This window comes from Celeribacter indicus, assembly GCF_000819565.1.
GTDB lineage: Bacteria > Pseudomonadota > Alphaproteobacteria > Rhodobacterales > Rhodobacteraceae > Celeribacter > Celeribacter indicus.
Genome location: NZ_CP004393.1, coordinates 3,272,237 through 3,295,967, shown reverse-complemented (window position 1 = coordinate 3,295,967; position 23,731 = coordinate 3,272,237). Strand labels below are relative to the sequence as shown.

The 23,731-nt window shown below is 67.6% G+C and carries 17 protein-coding genes and 2 pseudogenes; 14 read left to right on the top strand and 5 right to left on the bottom strand.

What is annotated here, in order from left to right:
* Positions 1–277: 277 nt before the first annotated feature.
* Positions 278–1,819, bottom strand: coding sequence for an MDR family MFS transporter (locus P73_RS16235; protein ID WP_082033274.1), 1,542 nt, complete (start codon positions 1,817–1,819; stop codon positions 278–280).
* A 145-nt stretch (positions 1,820–1,964) separates the two neighbouring features.
* Between P73_RS16235 and P73_RS16230 the strand changes: the two genes are divergently transcribed.
* The 4 genes and pseudogenes from P73_RS16230 to P73_RS26785 all read left to right on the top strand — a co-directional run.
* Positions 1,965–2,549 (top strand): MarR family winged helix-turn-helix transcriptional regulator, encoded by a 585-nt coding sequence (locus P73_RS16230; RefSeq protein WP_052453351.1) that lies wholly within the window; start codon positions 1,965–1,967, stop codon positions 2,547–2,549.
* Between the two features lie 88 nt (positions 2,550–2,637).
* Positions 2,638–5,289 carry an ATP-dependent helicase gene (locus P73_RS16225; RefSeq protein ID WP_043870380.1) on the top strand — a complete coding sequence of 884 codons (2,652 nt, stop codon included), beginning with the start codon at positions 2,638–2,640 and terminating at the stop codon, positions 5,287–5,289.
* 70 nt (positions 5,290–5,359) lie between these two features.
* Positions 5,360–6,496: a Hint domain-containing protein gene (locus P73_RS24515; RefSeq protein ID WP_139267057.1), complete on the top strand. Its 1,137-nt coding sequence runs from the start codon at positions 5,360–5,362 to the stop codon at positions 6,494–6,496.
* Positions 6,497–6,675: 179 nt separating this feature from the next.
* Positions 6,676–6,795 (top strand): annotated as a pseudogene (locus P73_RS26785) (IS481 family transposase); the annotation flags it as partial.
* 14 nt (positions 6,796–6,809) lie between these two features.
* On the opposite strand, the pseudogene P73_RS25705 reads toward P73_RS26785, so the two are convergent.
* Positions 6,810–7,711 (bottom strand): annotated as a pseudogene (locus tag P73_RS25705) (IS630 family transposase).
* A gap of 931 nt (positions 7,712–8,642) precedes the next feature.
* Entirely contained in the window at positions 8,643–8,858 is a 216-nt protein-coding gene (locus P73_RS16205; RefSeq protein WP_043870378.1) for a DUF1127 domain-containing protein, read from the bottom strand.
* 373 nt (positions 8,859–9,231) lie between these two features.
* Here P73_RS16205 and P73_RS16200 point away from each other — a divergent pair, with 373 nt between their 5' ends.
* From P73_RS16200 to murD, 9 genes are all read left to right on the top strand, one after another.
* Positions 9,232–10,317, top strand: coding sequence for an Mrp/NBP35 family ATP-binding protein (locus P73_RS16200; RefSeq protein ID WP_043870377.1), 1,086 nt, complete (start codon positions 9,232–9,234; stop codon positions 10,315–10,317).
* An 823-nt stretch (positions 10,318–11,140) separates the two neighbouring features.
* Complete coding sequence (mraZ, locus tag P73_RS16195; protein ID WP_043871839.1) at positions 11,141–11,632, top strand: division/cell wall cluster transcriptional repressor MraZ; 492 nt, start codon at positions 11,141–11,143, stop codon at positions 11,630–11,632.
* A 1-nt stretch (position 11,633) separates the two neighbouring features.
* Positions 11,634–12,629 carry a 16S rRNA (cytosine(1402)-N(4))-methyltransferase RsmH gene (rsmH, locus tag P73_RS16190; RefSeq protein ID WP_043870376.1) on the top strand — a complete coding sequence of 332 codons (996 nt, stop codon included), beginning with the start codon at positions 11,634–11,636 and terminating at the stop codon, positions 12,627–12,629.
* Between the two features lie 2 nt (positions 12,630–12,631).
* Positions 12,632–12,991 (top strand): cell division protein FtsL, encoded by a 360-nt coding sequence (ftsL, locus tag P73_RS16185; protein ID WP_043870375.1) that lies wholly within the window; start codon positions 12,632–12,634, stop codon positions 12,989–12,991.
* Complete coding sequence (locus tag P73_RS16180; protein ID WP_043870374.1) at positions 12,988–14,796, top strand: peptidoglycan D,D-transpeptidase FtsI family protein; 1,809 nt, start codon at positions 12,988–12,990, stop codon at positions 14,794–14,796. Before ftsL ends, P73_RS16180 begins: the two co-directional genes overlap by 4 nt.
* 29 nt (positions 14,797–14,825) lie before the next feature.
* Positions 14,826–16,298 carry a UDP-N-acetylmuramoyl-L-alanyl-D-glutamate--2,6-diaminopimelate ligase gene (locus tag P73_RS16175; RefSeq protein WP_043870373.1) on the top strand — a complete coding sequence of 491 codons (1,473 nt, stop codon included), beginning with the start codon at positions 14,826–14,828 and terminating at the stop codon, positions 16,296–16,298.
* Positions 16,295–17,692, top strand: a complete 1,398-nt coding sequence (locus P73_RS16170; RefSeq protein ID WP_043870372.1) for a UDP-N-acetylmuramoyl-tripeptide--D-alanyl-D-alanine ligase — start codon at positions 16,295–16,297, stop codon at positions 17,690–17,692. Before P73_RS16175 ends, P73_RS16170 begins: the two co-directional genes overlap by 4 nt.
* A 41-nt stretch (positions 17,693–17,733) precedes the next feature.
* Positions 17,734–18,816 (top strand): phospho-N-acetylmuramoyl-pentapeptide-transferase, encoded by a 1,083-nt coding sequence (mraY, locus tag P73_RS16165; protein ID WP_043870371.1) that lies wholly within the window; start codon positions 17,734–17,736, stop codon positions 18,814–18,816.
* A gap of 61 nt (positions 18,817–18,877) precedes the next feature.
* Positions 18,878–20,275, top strand: coding sequence for a UDP-N-acetylmuramoyl-L-alanine--D-glutamate ligase (gene murD / locus P73_RS16160; protein WP_043870370.1), 1,398 nt, complete (start codon positions 18,878–18,880; stop codon positions 20,273–20,275).
* Here murD and P73_RS16155 read toward each other — a convergent pair.
* Both P73_RS16155 and P73_RS16150 read right to left on the bottom strand, forming a co-directional pair.
* Complete coding sequence (locus P73_RS16155; RefSeq protein WP_043870369.1) at positions 20,272–21,258, bottom strand: DNA topoisomerase IB; 987 nt, start codon at positions 21,256–21,258, stop codon at positions 20,272–20,274. The genes murD and P73_RS16155 overlap by 4 nt on opposite strands.
* Before the next feature lie 121 nt (positions 21,259–21,379).
* Positions 21,380–22,312 carry an L-lactate dehydrogenase gene (locus P73_RS16150; protein ID WP_043870368.1) on the bottom strand — a complete coding sequence of 311 codons (933 nt, stop codon included), beginning with the start codon at positions 22,310–22,312 and terminating at the stop codon, positions 21,380–21,382.
* 235 nt (positions 22,313–22,547) lie between these two features.
* Between P73_RS16150 and ftsW the strand changes: the two genes are divergently transcribed.
* Complete coding sequence (gene ftsW, locus P73_RS16145; RefSeq protein WP_043871838.1) at positions 22,548–23,714, top strand: putative lipid II flippase FtsW; 1,167 nt, start codon at positions 22,548–22,550, stop codon at positions 23,712–23,714.
* Positions 23,715–23,731: the final 17 nt, after the last annotated feature.

The following is a 23,731-nucleotide window of genomic DNA, read 5'->3' as shown; positions in this document are numbered from 1 at the left end:
GCTGCCGTTTTTTTCAGCAGGTTAGGGATTTCTGCGTTGCAGTAAATGTCTAAAAACGAAAAGCCGGATCGAATGACGCAAAACTCCTGCGCCATGGACGCTAAAATGTCATGCTGGCGGAATAATTTGCGAGTTTGCAGCGACAACTCAGAGATTTAGAAAAGGCCCGGTTTCGTTTTGCCGGCCTTTGCAAATCGTGCTGCGGTGCGAGAATCACCGATATGCGCCGCAGCGAGACGCGCCCTTGGCGGGCGCGTCGGGCCGGGGGGCGCGGCGCTCAGGCGCGGCGGCTCTCGAGCGGGATCTCGCGCAGCTTCGTGGCGACGAGAAGCCCGAAGACGGCGAGGCCGGCGGCGATCCAGTAGACCGGATGCAGCGCCTCGGAGACGGAGCGGCCGATCATCGCCTGGGTCTCCGGGGAGAGATGCGCCATCACCTGCGGGCCGAGTTCGGCGATATCGCCGAGCCCTTCGGGCGGGGTGGTGCCGATGAGGGCGGCCATCCGCGCCGAGAACAGCGCGCCGAAGAGCGCGACGGAGATCGAGGCGCCGACCTGGCGGAACATCAGCCCCGCCGCCGTGGCCGTGCCGATCTGCCGGCGGCTCACGGCGTTCTGCACGGCGGTCGTGACCACCGGGAAGATGCAGCCCATGCCCGCGCCGAGGCCGGCGAGCGCGGCCCAGAGCACCGGGGCGGGCATCGCCGGGGACAGCCGGGTGAGCACGAGCAGCGCCAGCGTCGCGACGCAGAGCCCGATCAGCGGCAGGATCCGGTACCGTCCGGTGCGCATCATGTAGCGGCCCGACAGGGTCGAGGCGGTGAGGATCCCGGCGGTCATCGGGATCAGTTGCAGGCCCGATTGCGTCGCGGAGGCGCCCGTCGCCATTTGCAGGAAGACCGGGATGAAGGTCAGCGCGCCGAACAGGAGCGCCCCGGAGACGAAGGAGATGACCGCGGTCACCGTGAAGACGTTCATCGAGAACAGGCTCATCGGCAGGATCGGCTCCTCGGCGCGCCGCTCGATGCGGACGAAGGCGGCGGTGGCCCCGAGGAACAGCGCCATGAGCAGAAGCCCCGCCGGATCGGTGATGGCGAATTCCTTGCCGCCGAGCGCGGTCAGCAGGACGATGGAGGCGAGCGACAGGCTGAGCGCGGCGGCTCCGGCATAGTCGATCCGGTGGGCGACGCGGTCCGGGTTGGCCTTGAAGCCGAAGGTGAAGCCGGCGAGGGCCAGCGCGCCGAGCGGCAGGTTGATATAGAAGATCCAGTGCCAGCTGAGCGCATCCACGAACCACCCGCCCAGAAGCGGCCCGGCGACGGAGGAGACGCCGAAGACGGAGGCGAAGACGCCCTGGATGCGGCCGCGTTCCCGCGGCGGGATGATGTCGCCGATGATCGACAGCGCGAGCACGAACAGCCCGCCGCCGCCAAGGCCCTGGATGGCGCGGGCGGCGATCAGGAACCCCATGGACCGCGCGAGGCCGCAGAGCACGGAGCCCGCGAGGAAGAGCAGGACGGCGAGGATGACGACATTGCGCCGTCCGTAGAGGTCGCCGAGCTTGCCGTAGAGCGGGGCGACGACGGTCGAGGCGAGGATATAGGCGGTCACCACCCAGGAGAGGTGGTCGAGCCCGCCGAGGTCCGTGACGATCGTGGGCAGGGCGGTGGCGACGATGGTCTGGTCCAGCGCCGCGAGCAGCATCAGGACGGCGACGGAGGCGACGGTGAGCGGGATCGAGCCGTGCTCCCGGTGCGGGGTCGGCCCGGTGTCGGACGCGGGCATGGCGTCGGCCTCGGGCGGGGGGCTTGTCTGTGGCATGAAATCTCCTTCCGGCGCCTCGCGATGTCGATCCGCGGCGCCGTGTCTGGGACGGAGATAGGGGAGGCCGCTTTGTGTGTCAACGGCACATATTTGTCGAAAGCACATCATTGACAACCGCACAGCGAACTGCCACCTGAGGCCCATGACAGACGATCCCCACCGCTTCCCTTTCGATCCGCGCGTCCACGCGGGCGTGCCCGACCTGCTCGATGCCCGCGGCTTCTCGCGCGGCGCGGCGGAGGATCTTCTGGCGCTCGATCTCGTGCTGTTCCAGTGGCGGCGCATGGCCGAGCGCGGCGAATTCAAGGGGCGGGTGCTCGAGGACATGAGCGAACGGCTCGAACCGGCCATCCTCCAGGGCCTGCTGTCGGTGGCGCAGCTCTCCGCCGGGATCGGGCAGCGCGCGCCGGTGCAGCCGACCATCGGCATGGTCGCGGAGATCATGGCCGTCGATCCCTCCCGCGCCTCGCGCATCGTCTCCGAACTCGTGTCCCGCGGCTATGTCGAACGCCGTGCCGCACAGGAGGATGCGCGCCGCTCCGTGCTCGTGACCACGGCGAAGGGGCGGCGCTTCCTCGACGAATACACGCGCTCGAAATGGCGCATTTTCGCCGAGATCTTCGACGGCTGGGAGGCCCAGGACATCGCCGATTTCTCCCGTCTCTTCGCGCGCTATGTTTCCCGCCTGGTTGAGGTTCTCGCCCGCGCGCCCGGCGAGGCGAAGTGAGGGGCGGTGCGCCGTTCCCGCCTCCGCGCCTGCGGAACATTACAAGAACGTGCTTTCCCTCTCCCCCCGGCTCCTGTAGTCTCGACCCATGAGCAGTTTCAACGAAGATGACGCCTTCGAGGCCGCCGCCCGCCCGTCGCTGTCGCAGATGGCGATGGCCTCCCGTCCTGCGCCCTATCTCGACGGGCTGAACCCCGCACAGCGCGAGGCGGTGGAGGCGCTCGACGGGCCCGTCCTCATGCTCGCCGGTGCCGGCACCGGCAAGACGAAGGCGCTCACCTGCCGTATCGCACATCTGCTGAACACCGGGCGTGCGCGCCCGAACGAGATCCTCGCCGTGACCTTCACCAACAAGGCCGCGCGCGAGATGAAGGACCGCGTCGCGGGCCTCATGGGCCATGCGATCGAGGGCATGCCCTGGCTCGGCACCTTCCATTCCGTCTGCGTCCGGCAGTTGCGCCGCCATGCCGAGCTTGCCGGGCTGCGATCGAATTTCACCATCCTCGACACGGACGACCAGATCCGCCTGCTGAAACAGCTCATCTCCGCGGCGGGAATCGACGAGAAACGCTGGCCCGCGCGGCAGCTCGCCGGGATCATCGACGGCTGGAAGAACCGCGCGCTCACGCCCGGCAAGGTGCCCGGCGCGGAAGGCGCGGAGTTCAACGGCCGCGCGACCCGGCTCTATGCCGACTACCAGGAGCGGCTGAAGACGCTCAACGCCGTCGATTTCGGCGACCTGCTGCTCCACATGGTCACGATCTTCCAGGAGCATCCCGACCTTCTGGCGCAATACCAGCGCTGGTACCGCTACATCCTCGTCGACGAATACCAGGACACGAACGTGGCGCAATACCTCTGGCTGAGGCTGCTGGCGCAGGGCCATCGCAACATCTGCTGCGTGGGCGACGACGACCAGTCGATCTATGGCTGGCGCGGCGCCGAGGTCGGCAACATCCTGCGGTTCGAAAAGGATTTTCCCGGCGCGAAGGTGATCCGGCTCGAACAGAACTACCGCTCCACGCCGCATATCCTCGCCGCCGCGTCCTCGGTGATCTCCGCCAATACCGGACGGCTCGGGAAGGAGCTCTGGACCGATGTGGCGGAGGGCGAGAAGGTGCGGCTCATCGGCCATTGGGACGGTGAGGTGGAGGCGCGCTGGGTCGGGGAGGAGATCGAGGCGCTGCATGGCGGCACCTCCCGTTACGCGAAACAAAGAAATAATCCGAGATCAAAGGATATTGTTCAGGAATTTGAACGCCTTGCAAAGAAAGGGGCGCTGGGAGGGGTGAGGACACCGGAAGAACTATACGAGCGATTTCGAACTCAAAACAGCCCTCTTAAAGAGTTTAAAACACGTAAACTGATGTGGGATCTCACGGAGCGGTGGCAAAATGAAGAGCCGCTTCATCCTGCTTTCCATAGGTTTAGTATGGAAGAAATCGCAATCCTCGTCCGCGCCTCGCATCAGATGCGCGCCTTCGAGGACCGGTTCCTGACCATCGGACTGCCCTATCGCGTGATCGGCGGCCCCCGATTCTACGAGCGGATGGAGATCCGCGACGCGATGGCCTATTTCCGCGTCGTCACCCAGCCCTCGGACGATCTCGCCTTTGAACGGATCATCAACACGCCGAAACGCGGCGTGGGCGACAAGGCCTTGCAGGAGATCCAGATCGCGGCGCGGGCCAATGGCATGAGCCTGCTCGACGGGGCGCGCATCGCGGTCGGGGAGGGGCTTTTGAAGGGCAAGGCGAAAGCGGGCGTGGCGCAGCTCATCGCGGATCTCGACCGCTGGGCCTCGCTCAACGTCCAGCAGATCCGCTATCCCGGCGTCGACGACGAGGATGCCGTGGTGGAGGATGTCGATTACGCCCCTGCCGAGATCAGCCATGTCGAACTGGCCGAGAAGATCCTCGACGAGAGCGGCTATACGGCGATGTGGCAGAACGACAAGTCGCCGGAGGCGCCGGGACGGCTCGAGAACCTCAAGGAGCTCGTCAAGGCCCTGGAACAGTTCGACAATCTCGCGGGCTTCCTCGAACATGTCGCGCTCATCATGGACAATGAGAGCGAGGAGCAGGGCGAGAAGGTCACGATCATGACGCTGCACGCGGCCAAGGGGCTCGAGTTTCCGGTGGTCTTCCTGCCGGGCTGGGAGGAGGGCCTGTTTCCCTCGCAGCGCAGCATGGACGAGAACGGCCTCAAGGGGCTCGAGGAGGAGCGGCGTCTGGCCTATGTCGGCATCACCCGCGCCGAGGAGCTTTGCACGATCTCCTTCGCCGCCAACCGCCGCGTCTACGGGCAATGGCAGTCGCAACTCGCCTCGCGCTTCATCGACGAACTCGATCCGGAACATGTCGACGTGATGACGCCCTCGGGCCTTTACGGCGCCAATGCGGGCTTTGCCGCGGGCGGCGCGGGCGGCGGGATGTCGTCTTTCGAGGACCGCGCGGCGAAGGCCGATGTCTACAATTCCCCCGGCTGGAAGCGGATGCAGGCGCGGGCGGGGCAGCGCGGGATGCGCCAGCCGGCGGAAAGCCGGCATATGGTGATCGACGCGACCGCCACCTCCGCCTACACGGTCGGCGACCGGGTATTCCACAAGAAGTTCGGCTATGGCGAGGTGATCGAGATCGAGGGCGACAAGCTCACGATCGAATTCGACCATTCCGGGCCGAAGAAGCTCGTCGCCGGATTCGTCCTGCCGGCCGACCAGGCCGGGGATGTGCCGTTCTGAGGCGATTCCCGCGCGTTTTTACCGGAGCTTAAGCCTGTGCCGGTAATGTCCTCCCCGATTGGAGGGCGCCATGGCACTGACCATCTATGCCGAAGACAGCCAGTTCGCGGTGGCGACCGGCCGGAATGTGAATTCCGGACGCGGCACCTCCAGCTTCGACTATCCGCCCACCGCCTCGCATGATCTCGTCATCACCTCGCAGCCGGGCGACGACAGTCCCTATGTCTTCTCCCCCGGTGACACCTATACGGTCAGTTTCAGCGGGGAAAAGGCGGTCGTGCTCGAGAATGCCCGCGTCGTCCGGTCCGACGCGGTGAATTACGGCGGCGACCGGGGATATGCCGTGGTCTTCGAGGGCACCGACGGCGACGGAGCTCTCGTGCAGGTGGTCTGGACGCCGGAGTTCGACTTCGAAACCTGGTACTGGAATGCCTATCGTCCGGGCGCGCCGCCCGGTTTCTACAACACGGACCAGAGTGCCGCGACGACCTATCAGGCGGTGTGTTTCGAGGCGTCGATGCGGATCGCGACGCCCTCGGGCAGCCGGGCGGCAGGCGCCTTGCAACCCGGCGATGCGGTGCGCACGCTCGATCACGGTCCGCAGCCGCTGCGCCGGATCGCGACGCGCCGGATGGAGGGCCGGGGGCGGCATGCGCCGGTGACGGTCGCGCCGGGCGCCTTGGGCAACACCGATGCGCTCGTCCTGAGCCAGCAGCACCGCATCCTGCTCCAGGGGCCGGAGGTGCGCCGCCTCCACGGGGTCGCGCAGGTGCTCGTGCCGGCGGTGGCCTTCGTCGACGGGCGGGCCATCCGCGTCACGCCGCGGCCGGATATCACCTATGTGCATCTGCTCTTCGACCGCCACGAACTCCTCTGTTGTCACGGTGTCCTGTGCGAAAGCCTCTATCCCGGTCCGGTCGCCCGTCAGGCGCTTGCGGCGACGGCAAGGACCGGGGCGGCGGACCGCGACCTCGACGACAGTCTCGCCGGGGCGGCGGCGCGCCCCGCGCGGGCCTTTCTCACTGCGCGGGAGGGGCATGAACTGATCGGCCGGATCGCGGGCCGCAGGCCGCGCAGGCCCGCCTTCCTTCTCACGCCCGGCCGCAGGCACGCCTGCGCCTATCGCCTCGATCCCGCCCGCATGCGGGGCAGGGTCCCGCCGGGGCACCTGCCGGCCTGTCGCATGCTGCGCGAGACGGAGCCATGATCTCGTGGTGGCGCGGTGGCGCGATGGCGCGGCGGTGGGCGACCGGCGGCGCCGGGGCTCGGGGGCGAATTCCGGGCGCCTGCGGGGAGGAGGGCCGGCGCAAAGAGCGAGTCCCGGCGAGCGGGCCCCAGGTGTTTGATCCCACGGTTTGATGGTGCGATCCATTCGCCGGAATCGCTATAGACCAAGTTCGTCACGGCAGCGCCACGACCACGTGCGCCAGAGCTGCAATGCAGCGATCGCAGGCTGCGACCGCGGCGCTGAGCCGGGAGCGCGGGATCACCCCGAAGGCCGTCGCTATAGCATTTCGAGATTAACTTGAGACATATCCGGCGATGTTGAAGTAGTTCCAGCACTCTCTGGGGTCATAGAGATTGCAGATGTCACCGATTGCCTCGAAGACCGCCGAGAATGAACACGCCCCGATCCGTCGAGGTGCGCCTTGAGTTTTGAGAACGCCTGCTCAATTGGGTTGAGGTCTGGTGAATAGGAGGCAGGTACAGGAATCAGCAGCCATGCGCCTTGAGTGCGGCTGCGGCCTCGCGGTTGCGGTGGGTGGCGAGGTTGTCGAGAATGACTGCCGTGCCAGGAGCGATCTCGGGCACCAGCACCTCGCGGACATAGGCGGCGAAAGCGGGGCCGTCCATTGCGCCTTTGATCACCCAGGGTGCGATGAGGGCATCCGGGGTCAGCCCGGCGATCAGCGTCTGTGTCCCCCAACTGCCGAACGGCGCGTCCATTGTCAGCCGCTCGCCTTGCGGTGCCCGGCCGCGCAGCCGGGTGAGGGTCGTCTTCACGGCCGTTTCATCGAGAAACGCAACGCGGCCAGGCATTCGGGCGATGGCAGGCGAACGATGTGCCACCCAATCATCGCGCTGCCGTCTTACCTTTGTGCGCCGTCGCTCGGTGGCAACCAGCGACTTTTTTTGTGCGTAAAGCCGAGGCGCCCAAGCAGGCCCGCAATCGCCGAGTGGTGGACGGTGACACCTTTGGCATCGGCAAGCGCGTCGCGCAGTTTGTGATGTCCAGGTCCTGCGCCACAAGCTCGCGGACGAAGTCAACATGCGCGGCCAGTTTGCCAGTTCCCGAAGGCCGGCCCATCGGCGCAACCTTTGCAGCGCCGGTGCTCCGAACCTGCCGCGCCCATCGCCCAGCTGTGGCCGCCGACACCTGCAATCGACGCGCGGCCTCTCGCCTGGTCAAGCCCTCCTTGATTAACCGCGCAAATCAACCCCAGTTCCTTTGGCAACGGTGCTGGCATGATCCGATCCTCCCAATCAGGGGGAATCACAGATCAACCTTCAAGGGAATCCCTCCGATTCAAACTTTCCTCGAAACGCTTTATGTGACGCAAGCGCGGGACTGTGGAGGATCGCAAGACAGGTCCGAAGGAACCGCGCTCGTCCGTTCTCCGCGAGGCAGAGGGCGATGGGGGGTGCGTCCGCCTGAGTTGCTCCTCGCCGATAAAGCCTGTGACGCAAACCGGCTGGGGCTCTGGTTCGACGAACAGGGCGCCGTGGCCGTCATTCCCTCCACCTCCTCCCGCCGAGTCCCTGCGACACCACGAGATACAAGAGAGATACAAGGCGCGTAACCTGATCGAGCGCATGTCCTGCCGTCTGAAGGACTTCCGACGCATCGCGACCCGATACGATAAGCGCGCCGACATCTTCCTGTCAGCCATATGCCTCGCCGCAGCTATCTCATGGTGGATCTAATTGAGTCCCGATCCTGGCGCGAAGAAGGAGCCCCGGAGCGAAACAAAGCCGGCGCAAAAACAAAGACACCCGCGCCAGGGAGGAGGAGAGGCGCGGGTGTCTCGGTATCGGACCACGAGGGAGGAAGGGCCCGTATGACATAAATCGAAAAAGAAATGCGGCGGTGCCAAGGAGGAGGAAGGCACCGCCGCCTTCAGTCACGACCCCTCAGGGAGGAGGAGAGAGAGGCCGCATCTTACCGGGCTTTCGCCCTGTATAGGCGCGGCGATGCTAGGGAGGAGGACGCATCGCCGCTCTGGTCTTCAGGGCCCCAGGGAGGAGGAAAGGACCCCGAATTCCGAATTTTGAGCGGCAGCACCAGGGAGGAGGAGAGGTGCTGCCGCAGGTATCAAGGCCCCAGGGAGGAGGAAGGAGCCCAGATAGGTAACTCAGCCGCCGTAGGCCGCCGTGTGGGCCACCGCGCGGATCGACGCGCGGGACAGGCCCAGATCCGAAAGGTCGCGGTCGGAGAGGCCGGAGAGTTCCGCAACCGTCTCGCGATAGACCCGATAGCGGGCGTAACGCTCGGCGACGGTCTTGAACACACCCCCGAAGGATCCGGTGGAGGCCGGTGCGACCGTGCGAATGTCGTTTGCGTAAGCCATCTGACTTTGCCCTTGATATGCGTCGGGCTTTCGCCCGCAATTTCCGTGTCGCCCTGCCTGCGCCGGCCCCCTTTGCGTTTCGAGGGGCCTGTCCGGTTCGCCGCCCGTGGGTGGCTTCGGAGCGCTGGCTTGGCTGCCTTGCTTGATCCTCAATTTAGACGAATGCTGCGGATGCACAATCCATCGCGCCGTCAATGCCGCTATGCAGAAAATGCAACGCGCCCGGCTCCGCCTCTGGCGGGGACGAGGCGCGCCCCGGACAGCGGCCTCCGGCGCGCCGGGCGGGGCGCATTGAAAACCGGGCGAAAACACGGTGGAAATCGCCCGCCGGGGGGCTTATCTCGGAGGCGGGCCAACGAGGAGGGCGCGAGACATGACGATCACCCAGGACGATATCACAGCGGTCTTGCGGCAGGTGCGCCTGCCGGACGGCTCGTCTCTCGTGGAGGCGGACCGGATTCGCGCGCTCTCGGTCACGGGCGGCAAGGTGAGCTTCGTGATCGAGGCGCCGGACGCCGCGGCGGCACGGGACTGGACGGCGGTCGAGGCGGAGGCGAAGGCGCGCCTGCTCGCGCTCGAGGGGGTGGAAACCGTCTCGGTCGTGACCACGGCGCATGGGCCGGCCGGCCGGGCCCCGGCGGGCGGTTCGACCCCGCCGGATCTGAAGATCGGCCGCCATCCCACTCCGCAGCAGGGCAAGACGAAGCCCGCCGGCGTCAGGAACGTGATCGCCATCGCCTCGGGCAAGGGGGGCGTGGGCAAATCCACCGTCGCCGCCAACCTCGCCGTCGCGCTGGCGCGGCTCGGGCGGCGGGTCGGCCTGCTCGATGCCGATATCTACGGCCCGAGCCAGCCGCGCATGATGGGGGTCAACAGGCGACCGGCCTCGCCCGACGGCAAGACGATCGAGCCGCTCCATGCCCATGGGGTCACGCTCATGTCCATCGGTTTCATGATTCCCGACGGGGAGGCGGTGGTCTGGCGCGGGCCGATGCTGATGGGCGCGATGCAGCAGATGCTCGGGCAGGTCGCCTGGGGCGAGCTCGACGTGCTCCTGATCGACATGCCGCCGGGCACGGGCGACGTGCAGCTCACGCTGGGCCAGAAGACCGAGCTCACCGGCGCGCTGGTCGTCTCCACGCCGCAGGACGTGGCGCTGATCGACGCGCGGCGCGGGATCTCCATGTTCCAGAAGCTCAACGTGCCGGTGCTGGGCCTGATCGAGAACATGTCCACCTATGTCTGTCCCAATTGCGGGCACGAGGCGCATATCTTCGGTCATGGCGGGGTCGCCGCCGAGGCGGAGGCGCTCGGCGTGCCGCTTCTGGCGCAGCTCCCCCTCGCGCTCGAGGCCCGCGTGTCCGGAGACGAGGGCCGGCCCGTCGCCGCGGACGACGGCCCGCTCGCGGAGCCTTACCTTCAGCTCGCCGACCGGCTGGTCAAGGGCGGCCTGGCCTGACCTGGCCCCGCCCGGCTTCGGCCCGGCGTTTCGTGGAACCTGCTTGGGAAAAGCCCGCCGGACAGAGGCGGGCTTTCGCGTGTTCGGGCGGCGGCGGAGGGGCGGGACGGTTCGCCGGATCGGAAAGGGGGCCCTTTGAGCATCCTTTTCCTTGCGTGCCGGGGTGGCTTGCCCGTGTTTGGGAATTCAGGGTTTGGGAATTCAGGGTTTGGGAATTCATGGAACTGATGGGAATACACGGCCCATAACGGGAGTTGTCCTCACATGCGAATCAAATTCCTGTGGATAACTCGGTGGAGTTTTGTGGCCTATCGCAAAATCTTTCCCCATTCCGCCAAAATCCAGACCCGTGGCGAAAAAGACACGATACACAAGATCTAGCAAATCGGCGCGATTTTCTGACCATATGAAGCGTCAGAATTTGCCATCTCACCCCAAAATGTGGAATCCCAGACCCGGCGGGGGCAAGATGTGGGGTCTGTGGAAAAGAAACCCGTTGATTACCATGAATTCCCGTGGCACATTGAGTCCATCAGATGAGGCGGGAATGAGCGGCGCATCCAAGACCGCGAATAAAACCCCAAAGTCAGGTTTCATACAGGCGCCCACTTCATCCGAACAATGAGATCCGGCGCGCGAGCGAGCAGACATCCCCCCAGGTGGCGCGCGCAGTCGGACACCCCGGTTCACGGGACGAGGGCGGCGGATCGAGCAGTGGCAGCAGCTCGGTCCGCCGTTTCGATGAATAGCCCCGGAAAACGGGCAGCGATCAGGGCCCCGGCGAGCGGGGCAGGGACAGGACAAGGAGCGCCGCGTGGTCGGCATGTTCATCGGCGAACACACCTTCAAGGTGGACGGAAAGGGGCGCGTGTCGATCCCTGCCGATTTTCGTCGCGAACTCGAGCTCGGCGATCCGCTCGCCTCGGAGACCGGCCGTCCGCGCATGGTCATCGTCTACGGTCCCGAAAAGCAGCAGCATCTCACCGTCTACACCTACGAGGGCTACAAGGCCCTCGCCGGCGACATCGCCCGCCTGCCGCGGGGCTCGCAGAAGCGCAAGATCATGGAGCGCATGATCCTCAACCGCGCCCGCCCGACCGAGGTCGACAACGACGGCCGGCTGGTCCTGCCGCAAATGCTGCGCGACAAGATCGGGCTGGAAAATACCGCCTATTTCGCGGGGCTTGGCGAAACGTTCGAGATCTGGAAGCCGGAGGTGCACGAGGCGCAGGACGAGGCGCTCGACGACCGCATCTTCGAGGAATTCGGCGAGGATTTCGATCCGCTGAGCCTGCTGGACGACCTGGAGGGATGAGGTGAGCGACGAGGCCGACATTCCCGCCGCGCCGCATATCCCGGTCCTCCTGCGCCCGCTCCTGCGGGAATGCGCGCCGATCCGCGGGCGCTGGCTCGACGGCACCTTCGGGGCCGGGGGCTATGCGAAGGGGCTGATTGACGCGGGGGCCGCCCATGTGACGGGCATCGACCGCGATCCGCTGGCGCATGAGATGGCCGCCGGCTGGATCGACGCGCCGCCCTATGCCGGAAAGATCGACCTTGTGCTCGGCCCCTTCTCCCGGCTCGACGACTATGCCTCAGATCTCGACGGGATCGTGCTCGATCTCGGCGTCTCCTCGATGCAGATCGACCAGGCCGAACGCGGCTTCTCCTTTCTGAAGGAGGGACCGCTCGACATGCGCATGTCCCAGGAGGGTCCGAGCGCCGCGGACTTCGTCAATACCGCCTCCGAGCAGGAAATCGCCGATATTCTCTATCACTATGGCGAGGAACGGCAGTCGCGGAAGATCGCGAGAGCGATCGTGAAGGACCGTGAACAGGTGCCCTTCACCACCACGGTGCAGCTCGCGGGCCTCATCGAGCGGCTTCTGCCGCGCCGCAAGCCCGGCCAGAGTCATCCCGCGACGCGCAGCTTCCAAGCGATCCGGATCGCCGTGAACGACGAGTTCGGCGAGCTCGTCGCCGGGCTCGAGGCCGCCGAACGGGCGCTTCGTCCCGGCGGCCAGCTCGCCGTCGTCACCTTTCATTCGCTGGAGGACCGGGTGGTGAAGCGCTTCTTTCAGCAAAGGGCCTCGACGGGCGGGGGCGGCTCGCGCTATGCTCCGCAGGACGAGGTGAAAACACCCGGTTTCGAGCAGTTGTCCAAGGCCATCGGTCCCGACGAGGACGAGTTGGAGGCGAATCCGCGCGCCCGGTCCGCGCGGCTCCGCGTCGGCCGTCGCACCGATGCCGCCTTCGCGGCGGCGGATCGCGAGGGCCTCGGCCTGCCGAAACCCGTAGTGAGGCAAGGGTAAAGATGCGCAGTTTCTATTTCATCGTCTCGGCAGTCGTGGTCATGGCGCTGGCCTTCTGGGCCTATCAGGAAAACTACGCGACCCAGCAGGTCCTGCGGAAGGTCGGGCGGATGCAGCGGGAGATCGGCCAGCAGCGCGAGGAGCTCGCCGTCCTCAAGGCCGAATGGGCCTATCTCAACCGTCCCGAACGGCTGCGCGATCTCGCGGCGCTCAATTTCGACCGGCTGGGGCTCCTGCCGTTCCAGCCGGAGCAGTTCGGCCGCGTCGACCAGATCGCCTTTCCGGTCGAGGAAGAGCTCCAGAACGCGCTCGAGGCGGCCGTGGCCGTGGCCGGGCGGCTCGACGGGGAGGACGCGGAATGAGCAGCACCCGCACCCCGCTTCGCCCGCTCGCACGGATCCTCCAGGCCCGCTCGAAGGGCGAGAATCCCGACGCGATCGAAAAGGAGAACCTGCGCATCCGCCACGAGGAGATGCGCGACCGCTCGCGGCTGCGCGCCGAGGGACGGCTGCTGGTGCTCGGCCTGTGCTTCGTCTCCGCCTTCGTCGTCGTCGGGCTGCGCATGGGGCAGGTCGCCGCCACCGTGCCCGAAGAGCCGCGCGCCGATGCCTCGGGCACGCCGATCCTCGCCCAGCGGGCCGACATCGTCGACCGCAACGGGCGCATCCTCGCCACCAACCGCGTCACCCATTCGCTCTACGCCCAGCCGCAGGAGATGGTCGACCCGCTCCATGCCGCCGACGAGCTCGTGAAGATCTTTCCCGATCTCGACCGCGAACGGCTGATCCGCGACTTCACCGGGCAGCGCAAGTTCCTCTGGATCAAGAAGAAGATCGCGCCCGAGCAGCAGCAGGCCGTGCATGACATCGGTGAGCCGGGTCTTCTCTTCGGCCCGCGCGAGGAACGGCTCTATCCGAACGGCAAGCTCGCCGCTCATATTCTGGGCGGGACGAAATTCGGTCGCGAAGGTGTGATGAGCGCGGAGATCGTCGGCCAGGCGGGGGTCGAGAAGGCGCGCGACGCCTATCTGTCCGACCCGGCCAACGGCGACAAGCCGCTCCAGCTTTCCATCGACCTCACCGTGCAGTCCACCGTGCGCGAAGTGCTCTACGGCGGGATGAAGATGCTCGACGCGCGCGGGGCTGCGGCGGTGATGATGGACGCCAATACCGGCGAGATCATTTCCATGGTGTCGCTGCCCGATTTCGATCCGAATTCGCGTCCCGAATTCTTCAAGGGCAAGAACCCCGCCGACAACCCGCGCTTCAACCGCGCGGTGCAGGGTGTCTACGAGCTCGGCTCGACCTTCAAGATCTTTGCCGCGGCACAGGCGATGGAGATCGGCCTCGCCGGTCCCGGCACGCAGATCCCCGCCACGCCGCCCTTCCGCTGGGGCAAGTTCAGGATCCATGAATTCGAAGGCCACAATTACGGCCCCTACCTGTCGCTGCGGGGGATGATCGTGAAATCCTCGAACGTCGCGACCGCCTATGTCGCCCAGCAGATCGGCGTGACACGCCAGCAGGAGTTCCTGAAATCGCTCGGGTTTTTCGAGGCGACGCCGGTCGAGCTGTCGGAGGCGCCGTCGGGCAAGCCGCTGCTGCCGCCGAAATGGTCGGAGCTGTCGACCCTGACCATCGGCTACGGTCACGGGCTGTCCGCCTCGCCGCTCCACCTCGCCACCGCCTATGCCTCGGTGCTGAACGGCGGGCACCGGGTGGAGCCGACGCTGCTCAAGCGCGAGGGCTATACCGCGCCCGGTCCGCAGGTGGTGCGTCCCGAGGTCTCCGCCGCCGCGCGCGAGATGCTGCGCGCCGTCGTCTCCGATCCCGCGGGCACCGCCTCCTTCGCGGAGGTGCCGGGCTACCGCATCGGCGGCAAGACCGGCACCGCCGACAAGCCGCGCGAGAACGGGCGGGGCTATTACAACGACAAGACCATCACCACCTTCGCCTCGATCTTTCCGGCGGACGATCCGAAATACGTGCTCATCGTGTCGCTCGACGAGGCGGTGGAGACCGCGGGGCCGCGTCCGCGCCGCACCGCCGGCTGGACCGCCGTGCCCGTCGCCGCCGAGATCATCCGGCGCACCGCGCCGCTCATGGGGCTCAGACCCGAGATTGAAACCGCCCCGCAAGCTGAGGTAACACTGACCTCGTCACATTGACCACCATGCGGGAAGGGGCGCGCGCGACCATGTTGAAGACGCTGACGGAGCTTGGACTGACCGCACAGGGGGGGCGCGATGCCTCGGTCACCGGCCTGTCCGTGGACAGCCGCCAGACCCGCGAGGGGCATCTCTTCGCCGCGCTTCCCGGCGCCCGCGCGCATGGGGCGGATTTCGTGGACTTCGCGCTGCGCATGGGCGCGCGCGCGGTGCTGACCGACCCGGAGGGCGCGCGCATCGCCGCCCCCGTCCTCGCCGAACACGACCCCGCCCTCGTCGTCGTCCAGGATCCGCGTCAGGCGCTGGCCTATGCCGCGGCGCTCTATTACGGGCGGCAGCCGGAGATCATGGTCGCGGTGACGGGGACCAATGGCAAGACCTCGGTGGCGACCTTCGCCCGCCAGATCTGGCAACTGCTGGGGGCGCGCGCGATCAATGTCGGCACCACGGGCGTCGAGGGCGACTGGCAGGCGCCGAGCCCGCACACTACGCCCGAACCCATCACCCTGCACCGGATGCTGTCGGAGGCGGCCGCCGCGGGCATCACCCATGGCGCGATGGAGGCGTCGTCGCACGGGCTCGCGCAGCGGCGTCTCGACGGCGTGCGCCTGACCGCGGCCGCCTTCACCAATTTCACCCAGGACCATCTCGATTACCACGCCACCTTCGAGGCCTATTTCGCCGCGAAGGCGGGGCTGTTCAACCGCGTGCTGCCCGAGGAGGGCGTCGCGGTGATCAACATCGACGATGCGAAGGGCATGGAGATCGAGGGCATCTGCGCCGAACGCGGCATCGAGGTGATGCGGATCGGACGCTCGGACGCCGCGGACCTGCGGGTGATCGCGCAGCGCTTCGATGCGACGGGGCAGGACCTGCGCGTCGATTTCGTCGGCAACATCTATCAGATCCGGCTCGATCTCATCGGCGGGTTCCAGGCGGAGAACGTGATGGCGGCGGCGGCGCTCGTCATGGCCTGCGGCGGCGATCCCGAGGAGGTCTTTTCCTGCCTGCCGGAACTCGCGGGCGTGCGCGGCCGGATGCAGCATGCCGCGACGCGCGACAACGGCGCCGCCGTCTTCGTCGATTACGCCCATACGCCCGATGCGGTCGCCACAGCCATCCGCGCGCTGCGGCCGCATGTGATGGGCCGGGTCGTCGCCATCGTCGGCGCAGGCGGCGACCGCGACCGCACCAAGCGCCCGCTGATGGGGCAGGCGGCGCATGACCATGCCGACCTGGTGATCGTCACCGACGACAACCCGCGTTCCGAGGATCCCGCCGCGATCCGTGCCGAGGTCATGGCAGGCGCGCCGGAGGCGATCGAGGTCGGAGACCGCGCCGAGGCGATCCTGCGCGGCGTCGACGCGCTCCAGCCCGGCGATGCGCTCCTGATCTGCGGCAAGGGCCATGAGAGCGGCCAGGTGATCGGCGACGACGTGTTCCCCTTCGACGATGTCGAACAGGCCTCGATGGCCGTGTCCGCCCTGGACGGTGCGCTGTGACGCCGCTCTGGACCTCCGGGGAGGCCGCCCGTGCCACCGGCGGCCGCGCGACGCGGGACTTCGAGGTCACCGGCGTCTCCATCGACACGCGCAGGCTGCGCCGGGGCGATCTTTTCGTCGCGCTGAAGGATGTGCGCGACGGGCATGACTTCGTCGCCCAGGCGCTCGCGGATGGCGCGGGCGCGGCGCTCGTCTCGCGCATTCCCGAGGGGCTGGACGAGGAGGCGCCGCTCCTGGTCGTGGAGGACGTCCTGGTCGCGCTCGAACGGCTCGGCGCCGCCGCGCGCGCCCGCGTCGCGGGCAAGGTGATCGGCGTCACCGGCTCCGTCGGGAAGACCTCGACCAAGGAAATGCTGCGCACCATCCTGTCGCGCCAGGGCCGGACCCATGCCGCCGAAGCCTCCTACAACAACCACTGGGGCGTGCCGCTCACGCTCGCGCGGATGCCGCGGGACACCGAATTCGCGGTGGTCGAGATCGGGATGAACCACCCCGGCGAGATCGCGCCGCTTGCGCGCCTCGCCCGTCCCGACGTGGCGATGATCACCACGGTCGCGCCGGCGCATATGGCCGCCTTCGACAGCCTCGAGGCGATCGCGGCGGAGAAGGCCGCGATTTTCGACGGGCTTGTCCCCGACGGCGTCGCGGTGTTCAACGGCGATCTGCCGGTCTCGCCGATCCTCGAGGAGGCCGTGCCCGGTCAGATGATCCGTTTCGGCGAGAGCGCGGGCTGTTCGGCGCGGCTCGTGGGTGTCGAACTCGGGGACGGGGCGACGATCGCGCGCGCGGAGATCGACGGGGAGACCTGCGGCTTCGACCTCTCGACCGCCGGGCGCCATTTCGCCACCAATGCGGTCGGTTGCCTCGCGGTGGTGCGGGCGCTCGGGCTCGACCTGAGCCGCGCCGCGCGCGATCTCGCGCTCTGGGCCCCGCCCGAGGGCCGCGGCGCGCGGGAGACGATCCGCCTTGCCGTCGGCGCGCCCGTCGAACTGATCGACGATGCCTTCAACGCCAATCCGACCTCCATGGCCGCCGCCCTCGAGGTGCTCGCCCGCGCCGAGCCGCACGACACCGGGCGGCGCATCGCCATCCTGGGCGACATGCTCGAACTCGGTCCGCGCGAACGCGCCATCCACGAGGGCCTCGCGGCGCTGCCGTGGTTCGCCGCGCTCGACGCGGTCCATTGCGTCGGGCCGCTGATGCGCGCGCTCTACGATGTGCTGCCGCCCGACCGGCGCGGCGAGTGGTTCGAGACGGCGGAGGCCGCCCGAGACACGCTCGGCGTGCTGATCGGACCCGGCGATGTCGTGCTCGTGAAGGGGTCCAAGGGCTCGAAGGTGAGCATATTGGTTGACGCGCTGCGGAAACCGGGTAAAGCGCAGCCGGCAGAATAAGACCAACGGTCGCGAACGGCCGCTGAAAGGGGACAGAGCAGATGTTGTACTGGCTTGCGGAACTCTCGGAGGGCGGCGGGGTCTTCAACCTCTTCCGCTACATCACCCTGCGCTCCGGCGGGGCCTTCTTTACCGCGCTGATCTTCGCGATGCTCTTCGGCCGCCCGCTCATCGACATGCTGCGCCGCCGCCAGGGCAAGGGCCAGCCGATCCGCGACGACGGCCCGGAGGGCCATTTCGTCAAGGCCGGCACGCCCACGATGGGCGGGCTGCTGATCCTCACCGCGCTGCTCGTCTCCACGCTCCTCTGGGCGCGGCTCGACGTGGGCTATGTCTGGATCGTGCTCTTCGTCACCTATGCCTATGGCGCCATCGGCTTTGCCGACGATTACGCGAAAGTGTCCAGGGCCGATACCAAGGGCGTGCCCGGTCGCGTGCGGCTTGCCCTCGGCTTTCTCATCGCGGCCATCGCCGCGGTCTGGGCGTCCTATCTCCATCCCGACGAATTGCAGCTCCAGCTCGCGCTGCCGGTGTTCAAGGATGTCCTGGTGAACCTGTGGTGGTTCTTCATTCCCTTCGCCATGATCGTCATCGTCGGCGCGGCGAACGCGGTGAACCTCACCGACGGGCTCGACGGGCTTGCGATCATGCCGGTGATGATCGCGGCGGGCACGCTGGGCGCCATCGCCTATGTCGTGGGCCGCGTCGACTTCACCGATTATCTCGGCCTGCATTACGTGCCGGGGACGGGGGAGATCCTCGTCTTCACCGCCGCGCTCATCGGCGGCGGGCTCGGCTTTCTGTGGTTCAACGCCCCGCCGGCCGCCGTGTTCATGGGCGACACCGGGTCGCTGGCGCTCGGCGGCGCGCTCGGCGCGATCGCGGTGGCGACCAAGCACGAGATCGTCCTCGCGATCGTCGGCGGGCTGTTCGTGGTGGAGGCGCTGTCGGTCATCATCCAGGTCGCCTATTTCAAGCGCACCGGCAAGCGCGTCTTCCTGATGGCGCCGATCCACCACCACTACGAGAAGAAGGGCTGGTCGGAGCCGACCATCGTGATCCGGTTCTGGATCATTTCGCTGGTGCTCGCGCTGATCGGTCTGGCGACGCTGAAACTGCGGTGAGGGAAGGCGGGCGCTGCCCGCCTTTTTTCGAGTATTTGGACAGCAAAGGAGAGGGCGCGCGATGATCCCCGTTCTCGGATATGAAGGCAGGCGGGTCGCCGTTCTCGGCCTCGGGCGTTCGGGTCTTGCGACCGCGCGGGCGCTCGTCGCGGGCGGGGCGGAGGCGCTGTGCTGGGACGACAGCGTGGAGGCGCGGGAGCGGGCGGAGGCCGAGGGCTTCGCGCTTCATGACCCGATGGCGCCGGAGGGGTTTGCGGGCGTCGCCTGTCTGGTAGTCTCGCCGGGCATTCCGCATCTCTATCCCGAGCCCAACCGGGTGATCGAACGCGCCTGGGAGGCGGGGGTGCCGGTGGACAATGACATCGGCCTGTTCTTCCGCTCGCTCGGGCAGGGGGACTGGATGGAGTTCGACACGCCGCCGCGGGTGATCGCGGTGACGGGCTCGAACGGGAAATCCACCACCTCGGCGCTGATCCACCATATCCTTGTCGAAAACGGCACGCCCTGCCAGCTCGCCGGCAACATCGGGCGCGGGGTGCTGGACATCGACCCGCCGGAGGATGGCGGGGTGATCGTGCTGGAGCTGTCCTCCTACCAGACCGATCTGGCGCGGGCGCTGACGCCCGATGTCGCGGTCTTCACCAACCTTTCGCCCGATCATCTCGACCGCCACGGGGGCATGGGCGGCTATTTCGCCGCCAAGCGCCGTCTCTTCGCGGAGGGCGGGCCGGATCGTGCGGTGGTCGGCGTGGACGAGAAGGAAGGCCGCTCTCTCGCCAACCAGCTCGTGGAGGATCCCGAGGACATGCGGCTCATCCGCGTCTCCTCGGGGCAGAAGCTCGGCGGGCCGGGCTGGAACGTTTTTGCGCGCAAGGGATTCCTGTCGGAATATCGCAAGGGCAGACAGGTCGCCTCGATCGACCTGCGCGACATGGCGGGCCTGCCGGGGGCGCACAATCACCAGAACGCCTGCGCCGCCTATGCCGCCGCGCGGGCGCTGAACCTGCCGCCGCGCGGGATCGAGGCGGCGCTGCGCTCCTTCACCGGATTGCCGCATCGCTCCCAGCTCGTGCGCGAGCGCGGGGGTGTGCGGTATGTGAACGACTCGAAGGCGACGAATGTCGATGCCGCCGCCAAGGCGCTCCAGGCTTTCCCGCGCATCCGCTGGATCGCCGGCGGCATGGGCAAGGAGGGCGGGATCGCCGCGCTCGCCCCCTGTCTCGGCTCGGTGGCGAAAGCCTATCTCATCGGCTTCTCGGCACGCGATTTCGCGCTCCAGATCGGGGAGACGCCCTATGAGATCTGCGAGACGATGGAGATCGCCGTGGCGAAGGCCGCGGCGGAGGCGGAGCCGGGCGACACGGTGCTGCTCGCGCCCGCCGCGGCCTCGTTCGACCAGTATCCGAATTTCGAGAAGCGCGGCGACGCCTTCGTCGCGGAGGTGGAAAAGCTCGCCTAGCGGCGTTCGAGGAAGGCGAGGAGGCGGCGTTCGGCCGCCGAAAGCCCGCTCACCTGGGCCGGGGTGATTTCCGGCATCTCGTCGGTTTCCGTGAGCGCGATCACATCGGGATGGATATAGCTGCCCCGCGCGATGGTCGGCGTGTTCTTCAGCCGGTCCGCCGCCGCCTGCGACAGCGCGCGGATCGTGGTTTCCCCGGCCTCGCGCGCCTCGAAGGCGGCGAGCGTGCCCGCCCAGGTGCGAAAGCTCTTGGCGGTGAAATCGCCGCCGGTGTGGTCGGAGATATAGGCGTTGAGCGTGTCGGAGCCGAGCCGGTGGGCCACGCCCTCGGCATCGACCCAGCTCAGAAGCTCGGCCCCCGGAAGGTCGCGCGCCGCCTCGAGCGTCCGCAGGAGCTTTGCGTCGGTGAGCCGGCGCCGGACCTTCTGCCCGCCCTTCGCGACATAGGAGAGCTGCAATCCGCTTTCCGTGAGCTTCAGGTGTCGCCGCCGCAGCGTGAGCGCCCCATAGGAGCCGTTCTGTTCGGTATAGGCGGCATTGCCGACCCTGAGCCCGAGCTTGTCGATCAGCAGGACGGCGGCGGCGAGGGCGAAGGCCCGCGCGCCGGGCTCCTCGGCGAGGTCGCGGGCCACCCGGCGGCGCAGGCGGGGCAGGGCGCGGCCGAACGCGGGCAGGCTGCCGTATTTGATCTGTGCCCGCGCCTCTGCCCAATGGGGGTGATAGCGGTATTGCTTGCGGCTGCGTGCATCGAACCCCGTCGCCTGAAGGTGGCCGTTCTCCTTCGGGCTGATCCAGACGTCGGTATAGGCGGGCGGCACGGCGAGCGCCTCGCAACGGCTGCGCAGGGGACCGTGGTCGAGAGTCGTGCCGTCGGGCAGGCGATAGGCGAACCCGCGCCCGCATTTGCGTCGCGAGATGCCGGGCTCGGTGTCGGGATAGAACACGAGGCCCTCCGGCAGGTCTGGCGCGTCGCCGGGCCGCATCAGCCGCGCTTCCCCCGGCGCCCGTCGCCTTTGCAATAGCCGCTCATTGCCGCTGTCCTTTCCGCCCGCACATCATGGGACGGAACGCCGGGCAGGGGCGGGCGGTTCCGGGGGCGGGCGGTCAGAGCGCGAGGGCTGCGAATGTGTCCGACAGCAGCCGCGCGGAGGCCGCGAGCGCGGTGGCTTCGGCCCCGGAGAGATCCGGGAAGAGGTCGCCCGTGACGCCGCGCGCACCGACGATGCGCGGCACGGAGAGGGCGACCCCGGACTGGCCCGCGATCTCCGGCGCGACCACGGAGACGGTCAGGATCGCCTGTTCGTTCCGCGCGATCGCGCGCACGATGCGCTCGAGACCGGCGCCGATGCCGTACCATGTCGCGCCCTTGCCTTCGATGATGGTATAGGCGGCGTTGCGCACGCCGGCGTCGATCTCGGCGCGCAGCCCGTCGGTGAGGGCAACGCGCATCTGCGCGGCGCAGTCGGGCAGGGAGAGCCCGCCCGCCCGCGCCGACTGCCAGGCCAGGACCTCGCTGTCGCCATGTTCGCCGAGCACATAGGCATGGACGAATTGCGGCGCGATCCCGAGGTGGCGGCCGATGAGGTGGCGAAACCGCGCGGTGTCGAGGATCGTCCCGGAGCCGATCACCCGCGCGGGCGGCAGGCCCGAGAGTTCGGTGGCGATCCGGGTCATGATGTCCACGGGATTTGTCGCGACGAGCAGGATCGCCTCCGGCGCGGCGGTCAGCACCCGTCCGATCACGTCGCGGAATACCTCCGCGTTGCGCGACAGCAGGTCGAGGCGGCTCTCCGCCGGTTTCTGCGCGACGCCGGCGGCGAGGATGACGACGGCGGCGCTGTCGAGATCGGTGTAGTCTCCGGCCGAGACGAGGGTGGTGGAGGCGAAGGGCACCGCATGGGCGATGTCCTCGGCCTGGGCGCGGGCGAGCTCCGGCCGGTGGTCTACGAAGACGAGCTGCGCCGCCGTGCCCCTGAGCGCGATGGCATAGCCCGCGGCCGATCCGACCATGCCCGCGCCGACGATCCCGACCTTCATGTCCTGCCTCCTGCGATTGCCGCCCCATCGCATCACCCCGCGCGCCCGCATGCAACCGCAGGGCGGCAGGGCGGGCCATCTTCGCCTCATGTGCCTCTTTTCGCGGCAGATCCCCGCGCATCGCGGGCCCGAGCGCGCAATCTCTGGTGGCGCATTGGGCGAAAAGCCGCTACTGTTTTTCCACGAGACCCGGAAAACCGGGCGGCAGAATGATAACGAGGCAGTTGGCGGTATCATGACAGAGATGGTTTATGGCTCCATCCCGGACCGGGTTGGCGAGCCGATCCTTCCGCGTTGGTGGCGGACGATCGACAAATGGGCGTTGTCCTGTGTCTTCATCCTCTTCGGGATCGGGCTCCTGCTCGGCCTCGCGGCCTCTCCGCCGCTGGCGCAGAAGAACGACCTTCCCGCCTTCTACTACGTGCAGCGCCAGGCCTTCTTCGGCGGCCTCGGCCTCATCGTGATGCTGCTCATCACCATGATGGACCCGGCGAAGGTGCGCCGCTACGCGGTGATCGGTTTCGGTGCGGCGCTCTTTTCGCTGCTGCTGCTTCCGACCTTCGGCACGGACTTCGGCAAGGGGGCGACGCGCTGGTTCTCCCTGGGCTTCGCCTCGGTGCAGCCCTCGGAATTCCTCAAGCCCGCCTTCGTCATCACCGCCGCCTGGCTGATGGCCGCCGCCCATGAGATCGGCGGGCCGCCGGGACGGCTCTATTCCTTCTTCCTCGCGCTCGTCATCGTGATGCTCCTCGCGCTCCAGCCGGATTTCGGCCAGGCCTCGCTCGTCCTGTTCAGCTGGCTCGTGATGTATTTCGTCGCCGGTGCGCCGATCCTGCTTCTGGGCGGGATCGCCGGGCTCGTGGTGGCGGGGGGCACCTTCGCCTATCACAATTCGGAACATTTCGCGCGCCGCATCGACGGCTTCCTGAACCCCGCGATCGACCCGACCACCCAGATCGGCTATGCCACGAACGCGATCCGCGAGGGCGGGTTCTTTGGCGTCGGCGTGGGCGAGGGGACGGTGAAATGGTCGCTGCCGGACGCGCATACCGATTTCATCATCGCGGTCGCGGCCGAGGAATACGGCGTCGTGCTCGTGGCGATCATCATCACGCTCTATGCCACGATCACCGTGCGCTCGCTCTGGCGGCTGCTGCGGGAGCGCGATCCGTTCATCCGGCTCGCCGGCACCGGGCTCGCCTGCGCCTTCGGCGTGCAGGCCTTCATCAACATGGGCGTCGCCGTGCGGCTCCTGCCCGCCAAGGGGATGACGCTGCCCTTCGTGTCCTATGGCGGCTCCTCGGTCATCGCCTCGGGCATCGCGCTCGGCGCGCTTCTGGCCTTCACCCGGACGCGGCCGCAGGGCGAGATCGGGGACATCCTGATCCGGCGCGGCCGCTGATCGGCGGAGGAAGGCAG